At 63.1% G+C, this 25,388-nt stretch carries 21 protein-coding genes, 1 tRNA gene and 1 pseudogene; 13 read left to right on the top strand and 10 right to left on the bottom strand.

The annotated features are described in order from the left end of the window. Positions 1-9: 9 nt before the first annotated feature. From AS9A_RS01420 to AS9A_RS01445, 5 genes and pseudogenes are all read right to left on the bottom strand, one after another. Positions 10-282 (bottom strand): HPr family phosphocarrier protein, encoded by a 273-nt coding sequence (locus tag AS9A_RS01420; protein WP_013805101.1) that lies wholly within the window; start codon positions 280-282, stop codon positions 10-12. Positions 283-332: 50 nt separating this feature from the next. Further along, positions 333-2,260: pseudogene (locus AS9A_RS01425) on the bottom strand (PTS fructose transporter subunit IIABC). 2 nt (positions 2,261-2,262) lie between these two features. Next, positions 2,263-3,210 (bottom strand): 1-phosphofructokinase, encoded by a 948-nt coding sequence (pfkB, locus tag AS9A_RS01435; RefSeq protein WP_013805104.1) that lies wholly within the window; start codon positions 3,208-3,210, stop codon positions 2,263-2,265. Beyond that, entirely contained in the window at positions 3,207-3,968 is a 762-nt protein-coding gene (locus AS9A_RS01440; RefSeq protein ID WP_013805105.1) for a DeoR/GlpR family DNA-binding transcription regulator, read from the bottom strand. The genes pfkB and AS9A_RS01440 overlap by 4 nt, the downstream gene beginning before the upstream one ends. 177 nt (positions 3,969-4,145) lie before the next feature. Continuing rightward, entirely contained in the window at positions 4,146-5,723 is a 1,578-nt protein-coding gene (locus tag AS9A_RS01445; protein ID WP_013805106.1) for an adenylate/guanylate cyclase domain-containing protein, read from the bottom strand. Between the two features lie 69 nt (positions 5,724-5,792). Here AS9A_RS01445 and AS9A_RS01450 point away from each other — a divergent pair, with 69 nt between their 5' ends. The 4 genes from AS9A_RS01450 (at position 5,793) to bfr (ending at position 8,051) form a co-directional block, all read left to right on the top strand. Beyond that, on the top strand, positions 5,793-6,986 hold the full coding sequence (locus tag AS9A_RS01450) for a DNA polymerase III subunit delta' (protein WP_041451373.1): 1,194 nt from the start codon (positions 5,793-5,795) through the stop codon (positions 6,984-6,986). A gap of 80 nt (positions 6,987-7,066) precedes the next feature. Continuing rightward, positions 7,067-7,139 (top strand) — tRNA-Thr (locus AS9A_RS01455). A gap of 154 nt (positions 7,140-7,293) precedes the next feature. Then, positions 7,294-7,500 (top strand): (2Fe-2S)-binding protein, encoded by a 207-nt coding sequence (locus tag AS9A_RS23075; protein WP_083826418.1) that lies wholly within the window; start codon positions 7,294-7,296, stop codon positions 7,498-7,500. A 65-nt stretch (positions 7,501-7,565) separates the two neighbouring features. Then, positions 7,566-8,051: a bacterioferritin gene (gene bfr, locus AS9A_RS01460; RefSeq protein WP_013805109.1), complete on the top strand. Its 486-nt coding sequence runs from the start codon at positions 7,566-7,568 to the stop codon at positions 8,049-8,051. 91 nt (positions 8,052-8,142) lie between these two features. On the opposite strand, the gene AS9A_RS01465 is transcribed toward bfr, so the two are convergent. After that, positions 8,143-8,400: a GlsB/YeaQ/YmgE family stress response membrane protein gene (locus tag AS9A_RS01465; protein WP_013805110.1), complete on the bottom strand. Its 258-nt coding sequence runs from the start codon at positions 8,398-8,400 to the stop codon at positions 8,143-8,145. 110 nt (positions 8,401-8,510) lie between these two features. Here AS9A_RS01465 and AS9A_RS01470 point away from each other — a divergent pair, with 110 nt between their 5' ends. Both AS9A_RS01470 and AS9A_RS01475 read left to right on the top strand, forming a co-directional pair. Beyond that, complete coding sequence (locus tag AS9A_RS01470) at positions 8,511-9,185, top strand: GntR family transcriptional regulator (protein ID WP_041450776.1); 675 nt, start codon at positions 8,511-8,513, stop codon at positions 9,183-9,185. Beyond that, complete coding sequence (locus AS9A_RS01475; protein WP_013805112.1) at positions 9,178-10,413, top strand: MFS transporter; 1,236 nt, start codon at positions 9,178-9,180, stop codon at positions 10,411-10,413. Before AS9A_RS01470 ends, AS9A_RS01475 begins: the two co-directional genes overlap by 8 nt. Here the strand turns inward: AS9A_RS01475 and AS9A_RS01480 are convergent. From AS9A_RS01480 to AS9A_RS01490, 3 genes are all read right to left on the bottom strand, one after another. Continuing rightward, positions 10,382-11,725, bottom strand: a complete 1,344-nt coding sequence (locus AS9A_RS01480; protein WP_013805113.1) for a M1 family metallopeptidase — start codon at positions 11,723-11,725, stop codon at positions 10,382-10,384. The genes AS9A_RS01475 and AS9A_RS01480 overlap by 32 nt on opposite strands. Before the next feature lie 38 nt (positions 11,726-11,763). Beyond that, positions 11,764-15,615 carry a Pls/PosA family non-ribosomal peptide synthetase gene (locus AS9A_RS01485; protein WP_148262540.1) on the bottom strand — a complete coding sequence of 1,284 codons (3,852 nt, stop codon included), beginning with the start codon at positions 15,613-15,615 and terminating at the stop codon, positions 11,764-11,766. A gap of 107 nt (positions 15,616-15,722) precedes the next feature. Further along, positions 15,723-16,202 (bottom strand): MarR family winged helix-turn-helix transcriptional regulator, encoded by a 480-nt coding sequence (locus AS9A_RS01490; protein ID WP_013805115.1) that lies wholly within the window; start codon positions 16,200-16,202, stop codon positions 15,723-15,725. 194 nt (positions 16,203-16,396) lie between these two features. On the opposite strand from AS9A_RS01490, the gene AS9A_RS01495 reads away from it, so the two are divergent. Beyond that, positions 16,397-17,368 carry a transporter substrate-binding domain-containing protein gene (locus tag AS9A_RS01495; protein WP_158307337.1) on the top strand — a complete coding sequence of 324 codons (972 nt, stop codon included), beginning with the start codon at positions 16,397-16,399 and terminating at the stop codon, positions 17,366-17,368. Positions 17,369-17,501: 133 nt separating this feature from the next. Here the strand turns inward: AS9A_RS01495 and AS9A_RS01500 are convergent, their stop codons facing one another. After that, entirely contained in the window at positions 17,502-17,987 is a 486-nt protein-coding gene (locus tag AS9A_RS01500) for an inorganic diphosphatase (RefSeq protein WP_013805117.1), read from the bottom strand. Between the two features lie 110 nt (positions 17,988-18,097). On the opposite strand from AS9A_RS01500, the gene dacB reads away from it, so the two are divergent. The 6 genes from dacB to folE all read left to right on the top strand — a co-directional run bounded on the left by dacB (position 18,098) and on the right by folE (position 25,384). Then, positions 18,098-19,561, top strand: coding sequence for a D-alanyl-D-alanine carboxypeptidase/D-alanyl-D-alanine endopeptidase (dacB, locus tag AS9A_RS01505; protein WP_049793629.1), 1,464 nt, complete (start codon positions 18,098-18,100; stop codon positions 19,559-19,561). Further along, positions 19,558-20,619, top strand: a complete 1,062-nt coding sequence (locus AS9A_RS01510) for a zinc-dependent metalloprotease (RefSeq protein WP_013805119.1) — start codon at positions 19,558-19,560, stop codon at positions 20,617-20,619. Before dacB ends, AS9A_RS01510 begins: the two co-directional genes overlap by 4 nt. Then, positions 20,595-21,641, top strand: coding sequence for a tRNA lysidine(34) synthetase TilS (gene tilS, locus AS9A_RS01515; RefSeq protein WP_049793630.1), 1,047 nt, complete (start codon positions 20,595-20,597; stop codon positions 21,639-21,641). Before AS9A_RS01510 ends, tilS begins: the two co-directional genes overlap by 25 nt. A 3-nt stretch (positions 21,642-21,644) precedes the next feature. Continuing rightward, the gene (gene hpt / locus AS9A_RS01520; RefSeq protein WP_013805121.1) at positions 21,645-22,205 is read left to right on the top strand and encodes a hypoxanthine phosphoribosyltransferase; all 561 of its coding nucleotides are present in this window, start codon (positions 21,645-21,647) and stop codon (positions 22,203-22,205) included. Between the two features lie 135 nt (positions 22,206-22,340). After that, positions 22,341-24,758: an ATP-dependent zinc metalloprotease FtsH gene (gene ftsH / locus AS9A_RS01525; protein WP_013805122.1), complete on the top strand. Its 2,418-nt coding sequence runs from the start codon at positions 22,341-22,343 to the stop codon at positions 24,756-24,758. Beyond that, the gene (gene folE, locus AS9A_RS01530; protein ID WP_013805123.1) at positions 24,755-25,384 is read left to right on the top strand and encodes a GTP cyclohydrolase I FolE; all 630 of its coding nucleotides are present in this window, start codon (positions 24,755-24,757) and stop codon (positions 25,382-25,384) included. The genes ftsH and folE overlap by 4 nt, the downstream gene beginning before the upstream one ends. Positions 25,385-25,388 lie beyond the last annotated feature (4 nt).

Below are 25,388 nucleotides of genomic sequence, written 5' to 3' on the forward strand. Positions count from 1 at the left end.
TGGGGCTGTCTATTTGCCTGAGTCGTGGTTTTCGGCGACAACTGTTGCGACCGCGTCGAGTGCGGCATCCGCTCCGTCACCCTCGGCGCGGAGTACGACTTCGTCGCCCCCACGGGCATCGAGTCCGATGACCATAAGGATGCTTCGGGCGTCGACGAAGTCGCCGTCCTTCTTGGCGATCGACACGGGAACTGGCTGGCTTGCGGCGGCCTGGACCAGCAGGGCTGCGGGACGGGCGTGGAGTCCGACGGTGGATCCGACGACTACGGAACGTTCTGGCATGGCTTTTCCTTCGAGATTGATACTGGTGAGAGTGATTGGGGTGGTGCGGCTCAGGCAGCGACTGGCGTCGGTTGGGGCGCGGCGGCGGTGCGAGTGAGTTGCTTCAAACCGATGACGACGGCACAGGTAACGAGGCTGCCGGCAATAATTGCGATGAGGTATCCGAGCGGGTTGCCGATGAGGCCGATGACCCAGATCCCGCCGTGTGGTGCGCGGAGTGTTGATCCGAATGCCATTGACAGGGCCCCAGCGGTTGCTCCGCCCGCGATGGTCGAGGCGATGACACGGAATGGGTCAGCCGCAGCGAAGGGGATAGCGCCTTCGGTGATGAATGAGGCGCCGAGCACCCACGCAGCCTTACCAGCTTGCCGCTCAGCGTCGCTGAACAACTTCTTGCGTACAACGGTGGCGAGCGCGAGTCCGAGGGGCGGAACCATACCCGCGGCCATAACGGCTGCCATGACGGTCAGGTTGTCGGAGACAAGAGCGCCGGTGCCGAACAAGTACGCAACCTTATTCACAGGGCCGCCGAGGTCGAAGCCCATCATCGCGCCGAGAAGTGCGCCGAGCGCGAGCGCGTTGGCTCCCGTTAGTCCTTGCAGCCAGTCGGTAAGGCCGTTCTGGACGGCGGCGATCGGGCCGCCGATGACGACCAGCATCAGGAAACCGATCGCGAAGACGGAGAGCAGCGGTATCACGAGGATCGGCATCAAGCTATCGAGCCCTCGTGGAGCCTTGATCTTCTTGAGCCACATGACGATCGCGCCGGCGAGCAGACCGGCGACGAGACCGCCGAGGAAGCCTGCACCGATGGCGACTGCCAGGAGGCCACCGACGATACCCGCGGCGAGACCCACACGATCAGCCATCGCGTAGGCGATGTAGCCAGCGAGAACTGCGACCAGCATCGAGAACGCTGTCGCGCCGATCTTGAACATGACACCGGCGATTCCGGCTTCAGCGAGGATCGCTGAAAGGTCGGTGATTCCGGCGTACTCGACTCCTTCGTACACGCCGCCGTCGACGATTGCGGCGATCTGCGCGCCGCCGATCATGAACGCGAGCGCGATGAGAATGCCGCCAGCTGCCACGAATGGGATCATGTAGGAGACACCGGTCATCAGCCACTGCCGCAACTGCGTTCCGAACCCGGGGGCCTTCTGTGGCGTGGCCGGTGCGGAGACCGCCGTGGGAGCAGCGCCCGCGGCGGGGGCGTTCTCGGCTGCCGCTACCGCTTCGGCGACCATTCCCGAGGCGTCGTTGATGCCGCGCTTCACGCCGCCACGGATGGTGGGTTTGCCCGCGAAGCGCTCCTTCTCCCGAACCTCCACGTCAGCAGCGAAGATGACGGCGTCCGCTTCAGCGATTTCCGCATCAGACAACCGTTCCGCGCCCGCGGCGCCCTGCGTTTCGACACGCATTTCGTGCCCTGCAGCTTCTGCCGCCTGCTCGAGTGATTCGGCCGCCATGTAGGTGTGCGCGATGCCGGTGGGGCATGACGTCACAGCGACGAGCTTGAGTTTCTTCATCGTCCGAGTACTTCCTTGTTGACGAGGTCTACGACGTCTTGGGGGGTGGATGCTCCGCGCAGCGCGGACCGGAACGATTCGCGGACGAGGCGGCGGGCAAGGGAGGCGAGTATCTTCATGTGTTCACTTCCGCCGCCGTCTGGAGCGGCGATCAGGAAGATGAGGTCGGCGGGCCCGTCGGCGGAGCCGAAGTCCACACCGTTTGCGCTGCGTCCGAACGCAAGTGTCGGCTCGGTGACGTATTCGGATCGAGCATGCGGGATACCGATGCCGCCCTCGATTCCGGTCGGCATCTGCGCTTCACGGTCGCGAATTGCGGTCATGAACCCTGACTCGTCGGTCACACGGCCTTCTGCGGCGAGACGGGCGACCAGGTTGGCTGTTGCTTCGCCTCGCTCCGAGCCCTGCAGGTCCAGGTCGACGAGTGCCGTGGTGATGAGTTCTGACATTGTTAGCTCCGCTCTGTGAGCACGGTGCCGTGCTTCGGTTGGGTGATGGTGACTGTGACCTGTGTGAGGTCTTCGGGTGTGGGCATGCGGGTTCCTGGCAGCGTCACTGCGGTGGTGCCCCATGCGACGGCTTCACGGAGCGCTTCTGCGCCCACCGCGCCACCCGCCAGGAACCCGGCGAGGGTGGCGTCTCCTGCTCCGACGGTGCTGAGCACTGGGCCGGGCAGTTCTGCTGCCGCGTGCAGTTCCTCTGTGTCGTCGACGAGCAGGACACCTGCTGCGCCGAGGGTGGCGAGGACGGTCCGGGCCCCGCGTGCCCGGAGAACGTGGGCCGCTTCGATGGCATCACCAATGGTGGTGATGTCGCGGCGAGCGCATTCAGCAAGCTCCTCGAGGTTCGGCTTGATGACGTCAGGTCCAGCGGAGAGGCTCGCTTCGAGCGCTTTGCCGCTGGAGTCGATTGCCACCTGGGCTCCGTGCTGGTGGGCGTGTTCGATGAGCTGTGCGTAGAAGTCGGTCGGTGCGCCTGGGGGGAGGCTGCCACATCCAGCGATCCAGTCGGCGCCGGAATTGATGACACTCGTGGCAGCCGTGACGAGATGGTCGATGTCGCTAGCTGAAAGGAGTGGTCCCGCGGCGTTGAGCTTGGTGGTGGTGCCGTCTGCTTCAGCGATGGTGATGTTGCTCCGGATGTCACTGCTGATCATGACGGGAACGGTGGGCACCGCTTCACGGCGTAGCAGCGAAGCGAGTTCGTCGCCAGCGGGACCGCCCACAAAGAGGACCGCCGCAGTTTCAGTGCCGTGGGTGACGAGGGCGCGTGAAATGTTCACACCCTTGCCTCCGGCATGGACGTGAGTGTTGGTTACGCGCTGGACTTCTCCGCGCTGCAGCACAGCTACTTCGACGGTGCGGTCGAGGCTGGGGTTTGCGGTGATGGTGATGATCATGCGCGAACTACCTTCGGGCCGGCGGCTTCGATCTCGGTGGCGATTCTGTGGTCGAGGCCGGTGTCGGTGATGATGAGGTCGACTGAGGAGAGGTCGGCGAATCGGGAGAGGCAGTCGTTGCCGAACTTCGTGTGATCAGCAAGGACGACAACCCGGCGCGCGGCGCTGATCATTGCGCGCTTTGCGGCCGCTTCACCGATGTCGGGAGTGGTCAGCCCGCGCTCCGCGGAGATTCCGTTGGCGCCGATGAAGGCAACGTCAACGTACGTGCTTGCGAGTGCTTGCAGTGCCCAGTCGTCGACAGTCGCGAGTGTTTTCCCGCGCACTTTTCCACCGGTCATCAGCACTGTGGTGCGCGGCCGGAAGGCGAGCGCGCTGGCGATAGGCAGTGCATTGGTGACAACCGTAAGGTCACGGTCGCTCGGCCAGATCTCGGCTAGTCGTGACGTTGTCGTGCCGGCATCAATGAGGACGGAGCCTTCGTTGGGGATTTCTGCGAAGGCGGTTTTGACGATGCGTTCCTTCTCTCCGGTCATGACCGTGTCGCGTACTGCGAGCGCCGGTTCGCCGCCGAGGTAATCGAGAGGCATTGCGCCGCCGTGGACCTTCTTGATGAGGCCGTGGCGCTCGAGCGTGGCGAGGTCTCGCCGGATCGTCTCAATGGAGACGCCGAAAGTGCTCGCAAGCTCGCTGGCGTCAACTCGCCCGTTGGTTCGGGTGAGTTCGACGATGCGTTGGTGTCGCTCTTCCGCAAACATGTGGTCGTCCTGCCGTTCGTGTGTGTATATATCTGTTTTACGCCCGTTTATGTGGTGTGTCAAGTGTCACAAGGAGGGAACTTTTGCAGGGGTTATCACAGTCGAAGCGCCGTGCTGGAGTCGAGACTCTGTGGAATCCAGGTGAAACCTAGTGGTTATGTGACCTGTTGCGCCTGTTTATGACTGTTTAAGAGTCGCGGTCGGCGCTGCTACAGGAGTGGGTACGCCCCGGCCTCTGAGCACCTCGGACCGGACGATCTGCCAGCGCTGAGCCTCGTCGGGATGCGCACGGGAGACCGACGTGCCAGAGGCAAGAACGCAGCCAGGTTCATCCTTGGCCAGCTCAGTGATGCGCGCAGCCTCATTTACCGGGTCGCCAATGACGGTGTATTCAAGGCGGTGGGCTGCTCCGACATTGCCCGCAACCGTGCTGCCCGCCGCGACTCCGATACCGAAACCGACTGCGGCGCCACCGGGGTCGGTGCGCAAGATGTACGGGAGGCGTTGCGCGAGTTCTCGCGCGGCCGCGAGCGCCGCACCCGCAGGGTCCGAATGTTCCAGTGGTGCACCAAAAACCGCCATCGCTGCATCGCCCAGGAATTTGTTGACGAGGCCGTCATGCCGGTCGACTGCCTCGACCACTTCGTGGAAGAAGTTGTTGAGAAGCGTGACGATCTTCGCTGGAGGCTGCTGCATCGCGAGGTTCGTCGAACCCGTGAGATCGACGAAAAGTACAGCGACGAAACGTTCCTCGCCGCCAAGCGCGACGCCGTCCCTCAGTGCGCGACGGGCGACGTCAATCCCCACATACCGCCCGAACAGATCCCGCAACTCTTCACGTTCTTCGATCGCTGTCACCATCTCGTTGAACCCGGCTTGAAGTTGCCCGAGTTCCGTGGCGTCGTAGATATGGACAGGCGTGCTGTAATCGCCCGCTTGCACTCGTTTGAGTGCGGCGCGCAGCTGGTTGATGGGATCTGAGATCGCTCCCGCGGTGAGCTTGGTGACCGCGAAGCTGCCGACGAGCAGCCCGGCGCTGAGGATCAGGATCGAGGATAGGACCGCCTCGGCTGACGATCTGAGACTCCCAGTGAGCGCGGCGGCCGCTACCACCACAATTCCTGAAACGGGCACCAGGACCGTCACCGACCAGCCAACGCGAAGGCGCGAGGACACACTGGGCGGCTTACGCAGGCTCGCATCGCCCGACGCGATAGCGTCGGCGTGAACTGGCCGCAATACGCGTTCAGCAAAGAGATACCCAATTGCGCACGCCGTGCCTGCACCAATCGCAACCGTGAGCGACGTGATGACGGCGAACTGCACCGAGTCGGCGGTGGACACCACGAAGATGATGCCGCCGATCGTCCAGAAGGCCGCGAGCGCCCACGCCAGCAATAGGGGGATCCGTAGCGCGCGATTTCGCGCCGCATGTCCATTCGCGCCAGTTTGAGGCGCGGCTTGCCAGACGATCACTGGGCGTGCAAGCAGCCAAGCGACGCCACTGGCCAGGAACCCGGTCATCGCAAGATAGCCCAGGAAGGCCTTGATTTGGTCGAATTCCACTTCGTCGCCGATGCGGATCGCGTCGTCGCCGGGAAGCAGGTACTGCAGGAAACCGAACACAAATGCGGCGCCCGCCACGTTCGCGATCTGAATGCCGAGCACATAGAGCGGCCACGGGCGGGTGAATGACCCGGTGAGCAATGGGGGGAATGACGCGGCTGCAGCGCGCGCTCTGTCCCGGAATCCCATGACATGATCTTCGCCTATCGTGGGCAACCAACGCGACCTCTTCGCGCAACCAGCGCTAACCTCAAAGTCGTGGCGAATGTGTTCAGCGGTCTGGTAGGTCAGGAAGACGTGGTAACCGAACTGATCTCCGCAGCTGAGGCCGCGCGGGGGGCGGGTTCACTGTCAGGCATGACTCACGCCTGGCTGTTCACCGGCCCGCCCGGGTCCGGGAGATCGGTGGCGGCCCAGAGCTTTGCAGCCGCGCTCCAGTGCACGCAGCCTGGCCTGCCCGGTTGTGGAGGTTGCGCAGCGTGCGCGTCGGTGATGCACGGTTCTCACGCAGACGTTCGCCGAGTAATTCCTGAGGGTTTGAGTATCGCGGTGTCTGAAATGCGCAACATCGTGCAAATCGCCTCGCGGCGTCCCAGCGTCGGCCGATGGCAAGTTGTCATCATCGAAGACGCGGACCGGCTAACGGAGGGGGCGGCCAACGCGCTGCTCAAAGTCGTGGAAGAACCGCCCACGCACACTGTTTTCCTGCTGTGCGCGCCGTCTCCCGATCCTCAAGACATCGCCGTGACGCTCCGGTCACGCTGCCGCCTGGTGGTTCTCCGTACCCCGGGCGCGGAGGCGATCGAAGCGGTTCTCCGTGAACGGGACGGGCTCGACGCGGAGACTGCCCGATGGGCTGCATCCGTGTGTGGGGGCCACGTCGGCCGGGCCCGCCGTCTCGCGACCGATCCGCTGGCCCGGGAGCGGCGTGCGAAGGTCCTGGCGATTGCCCGAGAGGCGTCACGTCCGGCAGCCGCGATCAACGCTGCCGACGAGATCCTCGCTACTGCGTCCGATGATGCGAAGACGGTGGGTGCGGAACTCAACGAGAAGGAAACGGAGGAGTTGAAAACCGCCCTCGGCGCTGGTGGGACCGGCAGGGGGACTGCAGGGGCACTCCGTGGCGCCGCGGGAGCACTCAAGGAACTTGAGCGTCGGCAGAAGTCGCGTGCCACCCGAACCGCGCGCGACGCATTCGACCGGGCCTTGATGGATCTGGCGGGTCTTTACCGTGACGCGCTCGCCTTCTCGTTCGATGCGAGCGTGCCCGCCACGCACCCAGACGTCGCTGACACCGCGCAGCAGATCGCACGGGACTGTCGCCCTGAAGCGCTGCTGCGCAGCATCGATGCGATCCTCGAATGCCGGGAAGCACTTGACACGAACGTCAAGCCCGAGCTCGCGATCACCGCGATGCTGGCCGAGTTGAGCGCGCAGATGAGGGCTGCTTGACCGGGTGGTTTTTCAAACGCGCACTAGGCCCGCTAGACTGCGTATCGCTCATGCGTTGCCACGGCAGCGCGAAGAGTGTTGCCGCCTTAGCTCAGTCGGTAGAGCGCTTCACTCGTAATGAAAAGGTCAGGGGTTCGATTCCCCTAGGCGGCTCAGCGCAAACCCCAGGTCATCTCATGGCCTGGGGTTTTTTGTGATGGATGTCGCAGCGATTGCCCGCTCTTGAGTCCTTCGAACACCTTGCCTCGTAGCGAGAATTCTGGTGTACTAAGCCTTACCTAAACTACTCGGGCTAAGGGGTTACGCTTTGTACGCATGCATCTGCGCCGCCGTGCCGCGAGAGCAGGTCGAGGCCACAATCCTGGCGGGTGCGCGCACCGTCCGGGAGATCGGCGACCGGTGCGGTGCGGGCAAAGGTGCAGGATGTGGTTGCTGTAGGAAGCGGCTTGCCAAGCTCCTTCTGGAGCATCGCCTGAAATCGACATCCGTGGAGAACCTGCCAAACACGGCATGACTGGTTTTGTTGTGACGCCTATCACGCAGCGGTAAAGTCTGATCAACAACGATCGGAGGGCCCAAATGCGTGGTGACGACGAGGTTATCTCCCTATTGAACGAGCAGCTGACCAGCGAACTCACGGCGATCAACCAGTACTTTCTACATGCGAAGATGCAGGCTAGCTGGGGATTTACCAAGCTCGCGGAGCATACGCGGTCGGAATCGATTGAGGAGATGCACCACGCCGAGTGGCTCACTGACCGCATTCTGTTGCTCGGCGGGTTGCCGAATTACCAGCGGTTATCCGCCATCCAGATTGGGCAGACGATCCGCGAACAGTTTCAGTCAGATCTCGCGATTGAGCTCGAGGTGCTAGAGCGCTTGCGGAATGGTGTGCCGTTCTTCCGTGAGAAGGGTGATGCGGTCAGCGCGAATCTGTTCGAGAAGATTCTTGATGACGAGGAGCAACACATTGACTATCTGGAAACGCAGATCGAACTGATGGACAAGCTCGGCGAGCAGCTGTACCTCGCGCAACTCGTCGATCAGCCGCCGACGGCCGGCTGACACTGACGGCGCGTTCCCCGCCGAAATCAGAAGAACCCCAGGTCATGTCATGACTTGGGGTTCTTCGCTGTGGTGCGCTGTACGCGCTGCGCTAACTGCGGATCTTGTTGACTGCCCACAGCAGAATGACTGCGCCGAAAAGGCAGGTAAGGAAGCTGAAGAACCAGCCGCCGCTGCCGACATCAACTCCGACGAGTGTCAGCAGAAAACCGCCGATGAGACCACCGACGACACCGACGAGAATGTTGAGCGGAATACCCTGCTTGTCGTCGGTCCCCATGAATTTGCTGGCGATCCAGCCAGCGAGCCCACCGATGATGATCCATCCGATTATGCCGAGTCCTAGCATTGCTGCTCCTTTGCGTGGACGATCACAGCTACTTCATCGCTGTACTTGGCAGCCTAGTCCCAAGATCATGACTGAGCGCCGCGTAAATCAATCTGGTATAAATACATCTTGTGTCTAAGAAGCACTCATCGGCAGATCGTGTGTACGCGCATGTCAAGGAGCGGATCCTCGACGGAGCGCTCGCTGGTGGTGAGCTGCTGAGCGAAGGCGAAATAGCGTCTGAACTTGGAGTTTCGCGCACGCCCGTCCGCGAAGGGTTTCTTCGGCTCGAGGCCGAGGGATGGATGCGGCTCTACCCGAAGCGAGGCGCGCTCATTGTCCCGATCGCTGAAGGTGAGGCGGAGGAACTGGTCGAGGCGCGGTACCTGACCGAGGTGCACGCGATGAGGGTCCTCGCCGACGATAGTGACGCGCGTGAGCGCGTCGTGGGGTCATTGCGTGAGTCGCTCAAACGTCTGTCCGACCTTCGCGCTCGCGGGGACGTGGGCGAGTTTGTCGCTGAGGACGCGAATTTTCACGCAACTATCGTCGGAGCGTGCCGGAACCGCCTGCTCGTTAGCTTCTACTCGACGTTGCGTGACCGCCAGCGCAGGATGTCGGCACAATCTATCGCCCGCGACGCGGCCACTAGCCCAAGAATTCTCGAGGACCACCAGGCCTTGATCGACCTAGTCGAGCGCGGTGATGTCGAGGCGTACGCCGAGGCAGTGTGGGGGCACATGCGCCAGGTGCACCGCCTTACCGACCGGCCCCGACCGGACATCCGGTGGGTGAATCGTGGCTAAACGTTATCCCTGGGCGGTAGTCGCGGCCTCGATCTTCGCCGTGGCATGGGGCGGCAACGAATTTACGCCGTTGCTGACGATGTACCGTCTCGACCACGGCTTTTCCGATTTCGTGGTCGATGTGCTGCTCTTCGCCTATGTGCTGGGAATCGTGCCCGGTCTGCTGTTAGGCGGACCGTTGTCGGACCGGTTCGGCCGTCGCGTGCTGATGTTGCCGGCGCCGCTTTTCGCGATCGCGGGTTCGGCTGTTCTCGCTGCAGGCTCGAGCCACGCTGCCGTGTTATTCGGGGGCCGTGTGCTGTCAGGCATCTCGATCGGTCTTGCGATGGCGGTCGGTGGAAGCTGGCTGACGGAACTGTCACGGGCTCCGTATGACCGAAAAGCGTACGCAAGCGCAGGCCCGCGCCGTGTCGCGATGTCACTCACGGCGGGCTTCGCGCTTGGCGCTGGGGCAGCGGGCGCGCTCGCACAGTGGGGACCGTGGCCTAGCGTCACGGCATATCTCGTTCACATCGCGATTACCGCGGCCGCTTTTATCCCGCTGCTCGCAGTCCCAGAAACGCGGTCTGGCATCCCCGACCACATTCGGAAGGCGCCGCTGCATGCCGACCTGAAGATCCCCTCAGCGGGTCACCGGAGGTTCTGGTTGCTGATCGTGCCGCTGGCACCGTGGGTGTTCGGAGCGGCCGCTTCCGCGTACGCAGTGCTGCCGAATCTCATGACTGAACATAGTGCGGGCGCGCCAATCGCGTTTGCGGCACTGCTGTGCCTTCTCGCGCTCGGGTGCGGGTTCGGCATCCAGGCGCTGGGAAGGAGGATCGATCGCCCAGGCACGGCGAGAGGCGTCATCACCGCCTTTATCCTGCTCGTCATCGCGATGCCGTTCGCCGCGCTTGCTGCGGCGACACTCAGTGTGCCCCTTGTGCTACTCGCAGCCTGTCTCCTCGGCGCCGGCTACGGCATGGCGCTTGTTTCTGGCCTGCTCGAGGTGCAGCGCATTGCGACGCCGGATGACCTGGCTGGCCTGAATGCCGTGTTCTATTCGCTCAGCTATCTCGGTTTTGCTGTCCCGGCAATGATGGCGCTCGGTGTGCGTGTGGTGAGCTACCCGGTTATGTTCCTCGGGGGTGGCGTTATCGCCGCGCTCTGTCTAGTACTGGTGGTGTTCGGGTCACGGATCGCCCCCGCGCAGTCGCTCAAGGCAAGTCGGGCAAGGGCTTCGACATGAGCCAGTCGTTCCATAAGTCCAGCAGAGACTGGCTGGTGTACAGCGCGGCGAGGCCGGTGAAATCGTCTGTGGTGGCAATGGAATGCCGATACCTGCTCGCCCAATCCTGCAGCAACGCGAAAAAAGCGTCGTCGCCGATCCTGGTCCGCAAGGCGTGCAGTGTCAGCGCACCGCGCTTGTACACGCGATCATCGAACATGCGCTTAGGACCAGGGTCCGCCAGCAGCAGATCCTGAGGTTCCTTCTTCAGTTTCTCCCAGTAGTGCCGAGCCCATTCTTTTGCGGTGGGGCCATCGCTGGATTCGGACCACAACCATTCCGCGTAACACGCGAACCCCTCGTGGAGCCAGATATCGGACCACTGAGCAGCAGTCACGCTGTTGCCGAACCATTGGTGCGCGAGTTCGTGCGCAATCAGCCGCTCCGACCGGCGCTTGCCGTCACAGTGATTGGCCCCGAAAACGGACACGCACTGAGCTTCCAGAGGAATCTCCAACGGATCCTCGGTGACGACGATTGAGTAGCCACCGCTGAAAGGATAGGGACCGAAAAGCTTGGTGAAGACCTTCAGCATGCGCCGCTGGCGGGCGAAATCATTGTCGAAGTTGCTCCGCAAGGCCGGTGGCACCGCGGCCCGCAACCGCACCGGCGAAGGCGACACATCGTGCAGCGTGTAGGAACCGATCTGGATGGTCGCTAGGTACGTCGACATTGGTTCTGGCTGCTCATACACCCACGTCGTTGTCCCAGCATGTGTCTTCCGGCTGCGAAGCAGCCCATTTGACAGTGCCGCATAGGTCGATTCGGTGGTGACGCTGATCCGGTAACTCGCCTTGGCGCTCGGATGATCATTGCAGGGAAACCAGGTTGGTGCGCCATTGGGCTGGTTAGCAGTGAGCACGCCGTCGGTGAGTTCCTCCCAGCCGATAGTGCCGAACTGGTTGGAGACCGGACGAGGTCGGCCCGAGTACTTCACCTCGGTCACCATAGGTGCGCCAGCAGGAACCGGACTGCGGGGCGTAATGCGCAGCTTTCCGTCTTTGTGGGAGAACTTGCCCGGAGCCGCGCCGTTCACACGAACCTTCGACACTCGCAACGAAGGCGCCAGGTCAAGGCTGTAGCGCGCGAGGCCCTCGGTGCTTACCGCGGTGATAGTCGTCGTCGCCTCGAGACGGTTGGTTGATACCCGGTAGTTGAGGTCAAGGTCGTACCGGGATACGCGGTACCCGGTATTTCCGCTGGCAGGCAGGTATGCGTCGACGACGGAGGTCGGGCTGCTCGATGCCGCGCTACGAGCAAGGGGGCGGGCCACGTCGACGTCCTTTCTAAGGTGAGGCAACAAGGCTGTATTCAGGGTCCCGTGGTCGCCCACGGTGTAATGGGATTACCTTGCCAGCGGGTGTTCGGTGGAACGCTGTCCCCACGCATCAGCAGCGATGCTGGCCCGAGGGTGGCGCCATCACCGATCACAGACGCGGGCAGGACCACACTGTGTGATCCCAGTGTGGCACCAGCGCCGATTTCGACGCGTCCCACACTCATGACCCTGTCATGGAACAGGTGGGTTTGCACAACAGAGCCACGGTTGACGGTCGCACCCTCACCTACCTCTACGAGGTCCGCCTCGGGCAGCCAGTACGTCTCGCACCAGGCTCCACGGCCGATCCTCGCGCCCATTGCACGCAGCCAGACGTTCAATGCCGGTGATCCACTACAGATTCGCGCGTACCAGGGTGCTGCGAGCATTTCAGTGAACGTGTCGGCCAGCTCATTTCGCCACACGAAGCCGCTCCACAGGGGTGTCTCATGAGGCTGGACACGTCCCACGCACAACCACTTTGCCGCCGCGGTGAGAACCGCAGCCAGAACCGCCGCTGTGAGCGCGAGGAGTCCACTGACCAGACTCGCTGTCAGAAAGCCACTCGCCACAGTTATTGCGATGATCCCGCCGATCAGTGAGGCGCCGAAGCTGAAAGTGAGGATCACCGGGATAGCCCGTCCGAGTTCGACCAAGGTGCGCAAAGCCCGCAGACGTCGAGGCGGCGCGAACGTCCGCCGTTCCGTTTTGGTGGCTGCTTTGCGGCGACGCAGCTTGACCGGCGGGCTGCCCAGCCAGGATGACCCGTTCTTGGCTTTTTCGGGCGTGGCTGACAGGACCGCGACCAGCCCGTTTTTGGGTACTTTACGGCCCGGCCCCGTCATTCCTGAATTACCGAGGAATGCTCGTTTGCCGACCTTTGCGGGCCCGATATGGACCCATCCGTTTCCGAGTTCGTAGCCCGCTACGAGCGTGTCGTCGGCCAGGAATGCTCCGTCGGCGATCGTCGTGAACTTAGGTAGCAGCAGTACCGTCGACGCCTCGACGTTTCGTCCCACTTTCGCTCCGAGCAAGCGCAGCCAAGTCGGTGTAAAGGTGCTGGCGTACAGCGGGAAGAGGAAGGTGCGTGCCGCATCGGCGAGCCGTTCCGACGACCAGGCCTGCCAGCCGTTACGGCTGCGGACCGGGTACGTGCCGGGGCTCAGTCCGATCGCGAACAGGCGCATCGCGAGCACCGTGAGAGCCGCGAATGTCAGCATGCTGAGGAGCGCCGCACCCGGCAGCCACAACAGGAATGGACCGACCGCGCTTTCAGGTGAGGACGTGTGCTTGAGCAGCGCTGCCAGGACAGTTAACGCCGGAACCAGCGAAAGGAACGGCAGCGATGCGAGGCCCACAGCAGTGAGGCCATAAATCGGCACCCACTTGCGGCCCGGCGGAGGTGAGTTGTTCGGCCACCATTGCACCGCGTTTCCGATAGGCGCTGCGGGTGAACCGGCCCAGCATTCGCCAGCCGGAATGCGCCCGGAGACCGCGGATCCAGGCTCGACCTTTGAGCCTTTGCCGACGGCTGCCCCTGGAAAGAGGACTGAACGTGCGCCGATTGCCGCGCGCGCACCGAGCGTGATGCGGCCGACATGCACATGATCACCGTCGACCCAATGGCCGGAAATATCGGTTTCTGGCTCGATGGCGCAGCCGTTACCCACGCTCAGCAGGCCGGTTACGGGCGGGATGGTATGCAGACTGACTCGTTTCCCGATTCTCGCGCCAAGTGCGCGCGCGTACCAGGTCATCCAGGGGGCACAGGACATTCCTGTCGCACCGGCTGCCTCCGCGATCCGTTCGGCCAGCCAGATCCTCAGATGTACCGAACCGCCTCGCGGGTACGTCCCCGGCTCGATGTCAGCAAGCAGCAGGCGGGCTAAACTAGCCGTCAATGCGATTCGACCGGGTGGCGTGAGGAATATCAGCATCAGCACGGCGAGTACCGGCCAGGAAACAGCGGGGAGCCAGTTGACAGACGTGAATCGGGCGCCGAGGCTGGACACCACCGCAGCCCAGGTTGCCCACTGGATACCGGTAATGCTCAATGGCACAGCGAGTAGCGCGGTTTGAGCGAACTGGCTTGCCCGTGACTGTGGCCGGACAATGCGGCGCGCTGCATCGTCAACTGGCTGGGCGCCATCTATGTGGGCTGCAAGCGCACCGAGGCGATGGTTTTCGTATAGTTGCGCGACAGTCATGCCCCCGTGCCGTTCCCGGAGCCGGGAGACGAGCTGAGCGGCGGTGAGGGAACTTCCGCCGAGGTCAAAAAAGTCGGCCCCGCTATCAGTGACCTCGGCGCCCAGCACGTCGGACCAGATTTCCGCGACCCAAGCCTCCGTCGCGGTCAGAGAGACGCTGTGACTGCGCTTGTCCTGTGGCAATGGCCACGGTAAGGCTGCACGATCTACCTTCCCTGACGTGCGAATCGGCAGTTCGGGGAGTGCAGCGAGCCGGGGAACCAGCGCGGCAGGAAGGTGGTGTGCGAGCTCTGCACGCGCGGCAGCCGCATCGAAGTCCGCACCACCGGTCGTGATGTAACCGACGAGAACCGGTGCGGCTGTCCCGGTTCGCTGAATCGTGGCTGCGGCTGCGATCACACCGGGCAGCGCCTGTAGGAGTGCGTCGATCTCACCTAGCTCTACGCGGCGCCCGCCGATCTTGACCTGATCATCAGCCCGGCCGATGAAGGCGAGTCCTTCGGGGTCAAACCTGACGAGATCACCGCTGCGATACGCGCGCGCCCAGCCGAGTTCGGGGAGCGGAGCGTACTTGGCCTGATCTTTCTCTGGGTCGAGGTAGCGGGCGAGCCCCACACCGCCGATGACGAGTTCACCGGTGCCGCCGACGCCAACAGGCGATCCATCCGTGCCGATCACGGCGAGGTCCCAGCCATCCAGCGGCACACCGATCCGGACTGCCTTACCGGGAAGCAGTGGTGCTGCGCACGCGACCACGGTGGTCTCGGTCGGCCCGTACGTATTCCACATTTCGCGCCGAGCACTGGCGAGGCGGGTGACAAGCTCCGGCGGGCAGGCCTCACCGCCGAAAATAAGCAGCCGCACCGAGTCCAGTGACTCGGCCGGCCACAACGCGGCAAGGGTGGGCACAGTCGACACCACAGTGACGCCGCGCTCAACTAGCCACGGCCCAAGATCGGCGCCGCTGCGGACCAGTGTGCGCGGGGCGGGTACCAGGCACGCTCCGCTGCGCCACGCTAGCCAGATTTCTTCGCAGGAGGCATCGAACGCGACGGAAAGACCCGCCAGCACTCGGTCCCCAGGTCCGAGCGGCTCCTTCTGGAGGAACAGCCTCGCTTCGGCATCCGCGAATGCAGCGGCGCTGCGGTGACTGACGGCTACGCCTTTAGGCACCCCTGTTGAACCTGACGTGAAGATGATCCAGGCATCATCGCTGGGCTGCGGCAAGGAACGTGGCACGACCGGTGTGGTGGTCTCCGGTACCACCAGCGGCGCGGAGAGCCCGGCGTCTGTGAGGACTGCCGTGACAGCAGCTTCTCCGAAGACCAATTCCGCGCGTTCCGCTGGATCATCCGCGTCGACAGGAACATACGCGGCGCCTGCAGCGAGGATCGCCAGGATGCTGACGTAGAGTTCGCTAGTGCCGGAGGACATTCGAAGGCCCACCCGGTCACCGGATCGGACGCCCTGGCGTTGCAGTTCATCGGCTTGTTCGAATGCGGCGGCCAACAATTCGCTATAAGTCAGGACGACAACGCCGGAGTCTAGGGCCGGTGCGTCAGGGTACTGAGCTGCCGTCGTCTGCACGATATCGAGAAGGGTGCGCGGTTCGGGTGCGTAGCGTGACCGCCGCAGCATGCGCTGGCTGGCAGGCTTAATCGCGTTAGACAGCGCGGGCGTCCCCGCTCGTTCGTCGAGTTCGTTGCCGCTCGCCGTGGTGGCGGTGCCGGAAGAGAGTGTGAACGTCATCGCTTTGCCTCTGCTTGTGCAGCGTCATCGGAGGAAGCATCTTCCGGCGCTAGCACTTTCAGCGCCAGACGATGGAATGTCTGCTTCTCTTTCTTAGTCAGGGCGCGAAACACTGAATCGATGGCCGACTCGACTATCGCGCCGCTTTGCTCGTAGGCGGCCTGTCCGGACTCCGTCAGCGTGAGGGTGTGTTTGCGGCGGTCCTTCTTGTCGCGGGCTCGCGTGAGGAGCCCACGTTGCTCAAGTTCGTCGACGATGCGGACCATGTCGCTTCGGTCGATCGCGAGCGCATTGCACACCTGCTGCTGCGAGAGTGGCTGGTGCGAGAGGCAGCTCAAGATCCAGTGCGTCCTCAAGCTGAAACCCGCGTCAGTCAAGGGGCGTTCGACGTTCTCGCGCACGACTCTATGGAGGCAAGCGATGAGAAAGTCGGCGCTGGTCAGCGACGACTCCGACAGGTTTAGCGATTTTGGCACCGAGTTACCATACCGTTTTGCGGGTTTAGTAAACAATTGGACACTCCCGCAAATTTGACGATTTGACGCGTAATTGCGACATGAATCACGTTCGCCCGTTTCGTGCCTTCTGGTGCTGAGGGCCTCGGCGCGAGTTGAAGCCGCTAACCTAGTTGGGAGAGTGGGCGCAATGTCAGGAACGAGGGGGCTAAGTGGTGAGCGCTGCAGGTGGCGTGACGTCGCGTGGCGTCCTTGTCGCGGTTATCGTCACGGTCACAGCCTTAGCCACATTGCTCGCCGGTTGTGCCCGCGGGCCGTCGCCCACCGGCGCTTCTCAGCCCAGCGAGCTGTTCGTGGTGAATACGAGTCCCGAGCAGCAGCGCATACGCGCTGAATCTGTCGCTGCGATCGCTGAGCGTGTACCACCGGAGATTCGCGATGGGGGAAAACTCGTGGTGGCGACCACCGGCAATACGCCACCGCTGTCGTTTCGCGCTGACGACGCGATGACCATGATCGGTGTCGAGCCGGATCTCGCTCAGTTAGTGGCTGACGTCCTCGACCTCCAGCTGGAATTGCGTACGACGGGCTGGAGCGACGTTTTCGAGGGCGTGGACGAGGGCCGCTACCACGTTGGTTTCGGCAACATCGCGGCAACCGGCAGTCGTATCGCTCGGTTCGACATGGTCACCTACCAGCGGGAAGATCAGGCGTTCGCGGCTCTAGCCGGCTCGAGCACCGAATCCATTGGCCGGCCGGAAGACATTGCAGGATTGCGCATAGGTGTCGGTGAGGGAACGCGAAGCGAAGAGATTCTCCACAGCTGGAACGACGAGAACCTCGCGAAGGGAATGCGCACGGCCGAGTTCAAGAATTACGTCGATGGCCGTGAGTACTATGACGCGCTTGAATCTGACGAGATCGACGTGACGTTCGGCCCTATGTCGATACTAAATTTTGAAGCGGTGACGACCGCGCGCACGAAGATCGTGGGCCGAGTGCCAGGGTTGGGGACAGAACCGGCCCTAGTCTCCGCGATAACGGAGAAGGGCAACTCGCTGGGGCGCATCGTCCAGGAGGCTCTCAACACCGTCATCGTGACGGGGAAGTACCAAGCAGTATTTGAACGGTGGGCGCTTGACCATGCCATCGTAGGCAGATCTCAGTTGAACCCCCCCATCGAGTAGCAGTCAGCCCAAGCCGCGCAGAGGCGGGGACACAAGTGCCGTTCGCCCACCTCCGCGCGACAAACGGACGCTGCGAGAGTGCGCTGTCGCGCGGAGGTGGGCGTCACGGCCTATGCGAGTACCAACTTGACGGTCAGTGGCCGTTTTGCGTGCATCGCTCGATGGACCGGCGAATCTCCGCCTCGGCTTCCTCGCGGCCAACCCAGTCCGCCGCGTGAACCTCTTTGCCAGGCTCGAGGTCCTTGTACCGCTCAAAGAAGTGCTTGATCTCATCAAGATTGTGCTGGGGCACGTCGCCAAGGTCCTTGATGTGGTCCCAGCGCGGGTCTACCGGTACGCACAGTACTTTTTCGTCATCACCGGCTTCGTCGCGCATCTTGAACATCGCAACCGGGCGAGCTTCTACGATGACGCCGGGGTATACAGGCTCGGGCAGCAGAACTAGGGCATCTAGCGGGTCGCCATCGCCGCCAAGGGTGTCTTCGATGTACCCGTAATCCGCCGGATACTGCATTGAGGTGAACAGATACCGGTCGAGACGAACCCGTCCCGTCTCGTGATCGACCTCGTACTTGTTGCGCTGTCCCCTCGGGATCTCGATCGTGACGTCGAATTCCACGCGTCCTCGCTTCGCTCGTGTGTCAGTCCGGGTCAAGGATAGTCTTGGCCCCGACCCTGCTGGCAACCAGTTGCCCCGGGGTAGCTTCATGCCCGGATGAAGGGATCGCGATGGCAGAAGAGGAGGCGCCGGCATCACCGGTGCAGCGTGCGGCGCCTGGGCGGTCCTGGGGGGTGCTCACGGGCGCAGCCCTCGTGGTCGTCCTATTAATCCTCGCCGGCACGGCAACTCTCATCACCGCTCGTTTCGTGGAGTCATTCCGCTCTGGTCAGGTCCACGCGATCGCACCGCCGCCACCGCTCGTCACGCTGGACCCAGCCATTCTCCCCGTCAGTTCCGCGGCACCGGTACCGTCGCGCGAGGAGGTCGCTGTGGCGCTGGCCCCTTGGCTGTCCGATCCTGCTTTGGGTTCACTCGCGGGACAGATCTCCGACGCGAACACCGGGACCGCCCTCTGGACCCAGGATCCCGCGTCTCCACGTATCCCGGCTTCATCGGTGAAGCTCCTCACTGCAGCGGCAGCGCTGCTGGTGCTTCCGCATGACTCCCGCGTTGAGACGGTAGTTGCTGCTGGTGACGAGCCAGGTGTCGCTGTACTGGTAGGTGCTGGGGATGTGACGCTGAGCGCGCAGCCCGAGGATGCTTCTACCTTCTACGACGGTGCCGCCCGGCTCGATGACCTGGTTGCTCAGTTGCGCGACAGTGGTGTGGAAATCACACGCGTACTCGTCGATACCGATGCGTACACCGGTGCCCGCCTTGCCCCTGGCTGGAACAGCGAGAGTGTCGGTGAGGGGTACATCGCCCCCATGGAGCCGGTGATGCTCGACGGCGGGCGTATCGAGCCACTCGAACCTGAATCGGCTCGCTGGGAAGAGCCTGCCATCGCGGCCGGCCGTACCCTGGCGGAGCGCCTCGGAGCTGACCCAGCCGAAGTTGGCATTGGGTCGGCCAGTGACGATGCGCCTGTGCTGGCCCGCGTGAGTTCAGCGTCGTTGCGGGTGCGTGTCGAGCAGGCAATGCAGCTCTCAGACAACGTACTTGCCGAAGCCATCGGCCGGGAAGTTGCCGTCGCGGAGGCGGAGCCCGCCTCGTTCCGGGGCGCTACCCGGGCGGTGCGCTCGGTGCTCGCTGCGCATGGCGTGGCCATGGACGGGGTGGATCTTGCCGACACCAGCGGGTTGTCACGTGAGAACGCGCTGCCTGTTTCGGTACTCGATGGTCTGATGGTGCGGGCCGCAGCTGAAGATGACGGGCTGGGGGAGCGCGAGGACCCAACCGGCAGCGGGCAAGTAGGCCTGTTGCGACCGCTGCTTGATCTGCTGCCGGTCGCGGCTGGGACGGGCACGCTTGAGGATCGATTCTTCGATTCCGCGGAAGCGGGCGCAGGGTGGGTGCGCGCGAAGACTGGCACACTCGATGGAGTGAGCGCATTAACCGGATATGTCGTGACACAGCGGGGACGGGTGCTCACTTTTGCCTTCATTTCGACGGACAGCAACGCGTTCGAGGCGCGGCCGGCGCTTGACGCACTGGCTGCTCAGCTTCGGACGCTACCGAGAGCGGGAGAATGAGCGACACAGAGCGTGACGAACCAGCGGCTGCGGTGGATTGGCGCCTGGCTGCCAGAACGGCAGAAAAACTGGTCAGACCGGGACCGGCGATGTCGATATATACCCGCGAACAGGTGTCAGCCGAACTCGCGGAGCTGTCCGTGTTCGCGGATGCGCCCGTCCGCGAAGTGACGCTGCTCGCGGACGATAGTCCTGTCACTCCCGCGACGATCGTAGACAGACCAGGCTGGGCCCGTGCTGCCGCTGAATCGCTTGCCGATCTCACTGGCACCGCGATGGATAAACCCGCTGGGCTCCTCCGTGGGCGGCCGGCAGGACTTCAGGCTGGGGCGGTGCTGGGTTTTCTGTCGACCGCGATCATCGGGCAGTACGATCCCTTTACCGGCCCCGATGGGACGCTGTTGCTGGTCGCGCCCAATGTAGTGGCGACAGAACGCGCGATGCGCGTGAATACACGCGACTTCCGTATGTGGGTGTGCCTCCATGAGGTGACACATCGCGTGCAATTCACATCGTCGCCGTGGCTGGCCAAATATATGCGGGGTCTGGTCGACACGCTTGGCGAGCACAGCGACGAGAACCTTTCCGAGGTGGTGGGGCGCCTCGCAGCGGCAGTCCGCCGCAGTCGTGGTGCTGATCAGAGTCGTTCGGATCTCGGCCTGGAGCGAGGCATGGTGGGAGCCTTGCTCGCGACGCAGCCACCGAAGCAGCGCAACGCGATGGTTTCCCTGCTGATGCTCGGAACTCTCCTTGAAGGACACGCGGAGCATGTGATGGACGCGGCTGGCCCCGCAGTGGTCCCCTCAGTTGCCCATATCCGCAGCCTTTTCGATGAGCGCCGACGTCGCCGGAACAACCCGATCCAATGGCTGATGCGGACTTTGCTCGGCGTGGACGCGAAGATCGCCCAGTACATCAAGGGCAAGGAGTTCGTCGACGAGGTGGTCAGCCGAGTCGGGATGCGCGAGTTCAACGCCATCTGGAGTGAACCCGCAGCACTGCCCCAGCCCGGTGAGATCGGTGCGCCGGGTGAATGGATCAAACGGGTCCTCGGGTGACGACGCGGAACCTCCACACAATTCGGCTTGCGGTTCGCAACTGGCTTGGAACCCACGACGAGGCATGGGCTGGCCAGGATGAAGTCGTCATCGCAATGTCTGGAGGAGGCGACTCCACTGCGCTATGCGCTGCGGCAGTGCTTGAACTGCCTGGTCGCGTCCGGGCACTGACGATCGATCATGGTCTCCAGCCCGGCTCGGACGAGGTTGCCGACAAGGCGGCACAACTAGCGCGTGACCTGGGCTGCACAACGGCTGACGTGATCCGCGTTGAGGTGGGCAATTCGGGTGGCCTGGAGGCGGCGGCGAGGAAAGCGCGATACCAGGCGCTTGATCAGGCGCGGCGCGGGTCCCCTGTGTTCGTAGCCCACACCCTTGATGATCAGGCGGAAACCGTGCTACTCGGCCTCGCACGCGGGTCCGGTGCGCGGTCAATGGCGGGTATGCGCGCTTTTGCGCCACCCTGGGGGCGCCCGTTGCTCGGCATCCATAGAAGCACGACCCGTGCGGCATGCGCAGAACTCGGAATCACTCCTCACGAAGACCCCCATAACTCCGATGCCAGGTTTACGCGGGTCCGACTCCGGAGTGAGGTATTGCCGCTTCTTGAAGAGGTACTTGGGGGCGGGGTTGCCGAGTCGCTCGCCCGAACCGCAGCGCAATTGCAGGACGATGTCGCCGTGCTCGACACCCTTGCTACCGAGTTACTGCACGCTGCCTTGACATCGAGGGGACTCGACACCGCAGTGCTGTCCGAAGCGCCCGCCGCGACACGACGCAGAGCGATACGGTTGTGGCTACTCGACAACGGAGCGCGAGCTGCAACAGACAGTCAGCTACGAGCGATTGACGCGCTCGTGTGTGAGTGGCGTGGGCAGGGACCCGTCGCGGTGCCGAACGGCGGCAGCGGGCAAGCGGAGGGGGCGCGGTTGGTGGTGGAGCGGCGGCATGGCACCCTTGGGATCGCAGTGCAACTGCGCCGTTCCGTCCCCGGAGGACGGCGTATCGAGAAAGGGACCTGACCCGTGTACGACGGCGACATCGCGTCTGTGCTGATCTCAGAGGAACAGATCCGTGAACGTACTGCCGGACTGGCGGCTGAGCTGGCAGAGCGGTACAAGCCGGTGCCCGACGCCGGGCCTGACGATGATCTGCTCCTCATCGGGGTACTCAAAGGCGCGATGATGTTCATCACGGATCTCGCCCGCGCTGTGCCGGTGCCGACTCAAATGGAATTCATGGCGGTCAGTTCGTACGGGTCCTCCACCTCGTCATCCGGTGTGGTGCGGATCTTGAAGGACCTTGATCGTGATATCGCCGACCGGGACGTTCTGATTGTCGAAGACATCATCGACTCGGGTCTCACGTTGTCGTGGCTGATGCGGAATCTCCAGACCCGCAATCCGAAGTCCCTTCAGGTCTGCACGCTGCTTCGCAAGCCCGATGCGATCACCGTGGACGTTCCTGTCGCATACGTGGGGTTCGACATCCCCAACGAATTCGTTGTGGGATACGGCCTTGACTATGACGAGCGTTACCGGGACCTGCCCTACATCGGTTTGCTTGACCCGAAGGTATACCGCTGAGCGGTTCCTCTTTGTCGTCGAGTTACCTCCTGTCGTGACCTGACGGTAGCCTGGAACTCCCGGCGTGATGTTGCTGGGAAAACCAGCGACTGCCCGCTCGTGCACTGGAAGGATGAGCCACCCGGCTGAACCTGTATGAATCGCAAGACAGTTTTCAGGAACCTCGGGATCATTGCAGCAATTCTGCTGGTGATCTATGCGTTCTCGTACTTCGGCAGTGACACCCGCGAGTACCACGAAGTCGACACATCTGTGGCGTTGGCGCAACTTGACGAGCGCAACGTCGTCGAGGCGCAGATCGATGACCGCGAGCAGCAACTGCGTCTGACACTGCGTGAAGCGGTGGACGCGACCGAGGGTGAGACGCAAATCATTGCGAAGTACCCGATGGGTGCTGCGGAACAGGTCTACGACCAGGTCCGCGCCGCTGAGCTTGACCGGTTTGACACAGAAGTGACTCAGGACAGCTGGCTGGGAAGCCTGCTGCTGTTCATGTTGCCGATGCTTATCCTTCTGGGCCTGTTCCTTTTCATCATGATCCGCATGCAGGGCGGTGGCCGCGGCGGCGTGATGGGCTTCGGCAAATCCAAAGCCAAGCAGCTGACGAAGGATATGCCGAAGACGACGTTCGCTGACGTCGCTGGCGCCGACGAGGCTGTCGAGGAACTCGAAGAGCTCAAGGACTTCCTTCAGAACCCGGCCCGGTACCAAGCGCTCGGCGCGAAGATACCTAAGGGTGTTCTCCTATTTGGCCCGCCAGGTACCGGTAAAACCCTGCTCGCCAGAGCAGTCGCCGGTGAAGCAGGTGTGCCATTCTTCACGATTTCGGGTTCAGACTTTGTGGAAATGTTCGTGGGTGTCGGCGCCTCGCGTGTACGTGACCTGTTCGAACAGGCGAAGCAGAACGCTCCCTGCATCATCTTCGTGGACGAGATCGATGCTGTGGGCCGTCAGCGCGGCGCCGGGATGGGCGGCGGTCACGACGAGCGCGAGCAGACGCTCAACCAGTTGCTCGTAGAGATGGACGGTTTCGGTGCCCGTCAGGGGATCATCATGATCGCCGCGACCAACCGCCCCGACATCCTCGACCCGGCCCTTTTGCGACCGGGCCGTTTTGACCGCCAGGTACCCGTCGGCAATCCAGACCTTGCTGGCCGCAAGGCGATCCTGGGGGTGCACTCACAGGGAAAGCCGATGGCGCCGGACGTCGACATGAACGCGCTCGCGAAGCGCACCGTCGGCATGTCAGGTGCGGACCTCGCCAACGTCATCAATGAAGCTGCACTGCTGACCGCGCGTGAAGCGAAAACAGTCATCACGAATGAGGCTCTCGAGGAAGCGGTGGACCGCGTCATCGGCGGGCCGCGCCGGAAGAGCCGGATTATCAGTGAGCTGGAAAAGAAAATCACCGCCTACCACGAGGGCGGTCATACACTCGCTGGCTGGGCGATGCCAGACCTCACCCCGGTCTACAAGGTCACTATCCTCGCGCGCGGACGCACCGGCGGCCATGCACTTGCCGTCCCCGAAGATGACAAATCGATGATGACGAGGTCTGAAATGATCTCCCGGCTCGTCTTCGCAATGGGTGGCCGTGCCGCGGAGGAACTCGTCTTCCAGGAACCTACAACCGGGGCATCGTCGGACATCGAGCAAGCAACGAAGATCGCCCGCGCGATGGTCACCGAGTACGGCATGAGTCCGCGGCTAGGAGCTGTGCGTTACGGCCAGGAGCACGGCGATCCGTTTGTCGGGCGGACTATGGGTATGGCGCCGGACTATTCGCACGAGATTGCCCGCGAGATCGACGAGGAAGTGCGCAGGCTCATCGAAGCCTCGCACACCGAGGCGTGGGAGATTCTGCACGAATATCGCGACGAACTTGACGAACTCGCCCGTGAGTTGCTTGAGAAAGAGACACTAGTCCGCAAGGACCTTGAGCGAATTCTCGCAAGTGTCGACAAACGCCCGCGAATCACTGAGTTCAATGATTTCGGGACGCGCACGCCATCCGAGCGGCCTCCTATCAAAACGCCTGCTGAACTGGCGAAAGAACGCGGCGAACCATGGCCGCCGGTTCCTGAGCTCACTGCAGCACCGGCACCGGCCACAGCAACCGCTGACGCCCCAGCGGGTCACACGCCCGCGAACGGTGAGGGCTCGACTGCCCAGCACGAGCCGGTGGGCGTGAACGGCGGCGGTCACCACAGCACGTGGAACGGCCAGCCCGCCCGCCCGCAGGACCAGGCTATGCATGCTGGACAAAGTCACCCTGGTCAGGCCGGTTACCCCGTTCATTCACCGACGGGCAGCAGTGCGCGAGACACAGGGCATTCCCGATACGGGGAACCCCCGGGATGGTCGGCGCCCGGATGGCCGCCGCGCGGCGGGGAGCCAACACCGGGACAAGAAGAGGCGCTTGGCGAGGGACCGCAGGATGCCCCACCGCGGGAAGCTCAATCGGAAGGTCCCGAGCGCGACGAAGCAGGTGAGCCCAGCGTGTGGCGCCCGCATCAGGAAGATTCGCAGCAACAGGACGGCCGGACGTCGTGACCAGCATTCGCCCCGAGGACCGGATTGACCCCGAGGACCGGATCGGCGAAGTGCCGCGGGTTTTTGATCAGCCGCGCGCTGAAGCCGCGGTGCGGGAGTTGCTGATCGCTGTCGGTGAGGACCCCTCGCGGTCGGGCCTCGCGGACACCCCCGCGAGGGTCGCGCGGGCGTACGCGGAACTCTTTGCGGGTTTGCACACGGACCCGGACCACGTTCTCGACACGACGTTCGACGAAGGACACGACGAACTCGTCCTGTTGAAGGACATACCTATGTACTCCACATGCGAGCACCACCTGGTGCCTTTTCACGGCGTCGCGCATGTTGGGTATATCCCGAATGAGTCGGGGCGGGTCACGGGCCTTTCCAAACTCGCCAGACTGGTTGACCTGTATGCCAAACAGCCACAGGTGCAGGAACGCCTGACCAGCCAGATCGCTGATGCGATGATGCGCAAGCTCGATCCGCGCGGAGTCATCGTCGTGGTGGAAGCTGAGCACTTGTGCATGGCAATGCGAGGTATCCGCAAGCCCGGTGCCACGACCACTACGTCAGCTGTCCGTGGCCTGTTCAAGTCCAGTGCAGCGTCCCGATCGGAAGCGCTCGACCTGATCATACGGAAGTGATTCC

It is taken from the genome of Hoyosella subflava DQS3-9A1, assembly GCF_000214175.1.
Classification (GTDB): domain Bacteria; phylum Actinomycetota; class Actinomycetes; order Mycobacteriales; family Mycobacteriaceae; genus Hoyosella; species Hoyosella subflava.

Coding starts and splice junctions, on each gene's coding strand:
- AS9A_RS01420 (WP_013805101.1), bottom strand. CDS start 282: ATGCCAGAACGTTCCGTAGTCGTCGGATCCACCGTCGGACTCCACGCC.
- pfkB (WP_013805104.1), bottom strand. CDS start 3,210: ATGATCATCACCATCACCGCAAACCCCAGCCTCGACCGCACCGTCGAA.
- AS9A_RS01440 (WP_013805105.1), bottom strand. CDS start 3,968: ATGTTTGCGGAAGAGCGACACCAACGCATCGTCGAACTCACCCGAACC.
- AS9A_RS01445 (WP_013805106.1), bottom strand. CDS start 5,723: ATGGGATTCCGGGACAGAGCGCGCGCTGCAGCCGCGTCATTCCCCCCA.
- bfr (WP_013805109.1), top strand. CDS start 7,566: ATGCGTGGTGACGACGAGGTTATCTCCCTATTGAACGAGCAGCTGACC.
- AS9A_RS01465 (WP_013805110.1), bottom strand. CDS start 8,400: ATGCTAGGACTCGGCATAATCGGATGGATCATCATCGGTGGGCTCGCT.
- AS9A_RS01485 (WP_148262540.1), bottom strand. CDS start 15,615: ATGCTGCGGCGGTCACGCTACGCACCCGAACCGCGCACCCTTCTCGAT.
- dacB (WP_049793629.1), top strand. CDS start 18,098: ATGGCAGAAGAGGAGGCGCCGGCATCACCGGTGCAGCGTGCGGCGCCT.
- AS9A_RS01510 (WP_013805119.1), top strand. CDS start 19,558: ATGAGCGACACAGAGCGTGACGAACCAGCGGCTGCGGTGGATTGGCGC.
- tilS (WP_049793630.1), top strand. CDS start 20,595: ATGGATCAAACGGGTCCTCGGGTGACGACGCGGAACCTCCACACAATT.
- ftsH (WP_013805122.1), top strand. CDS start 22,341: ATGAATCGCAAGACAGTTTTCAGGAACCTCGGGATCATTGCAGCAATT.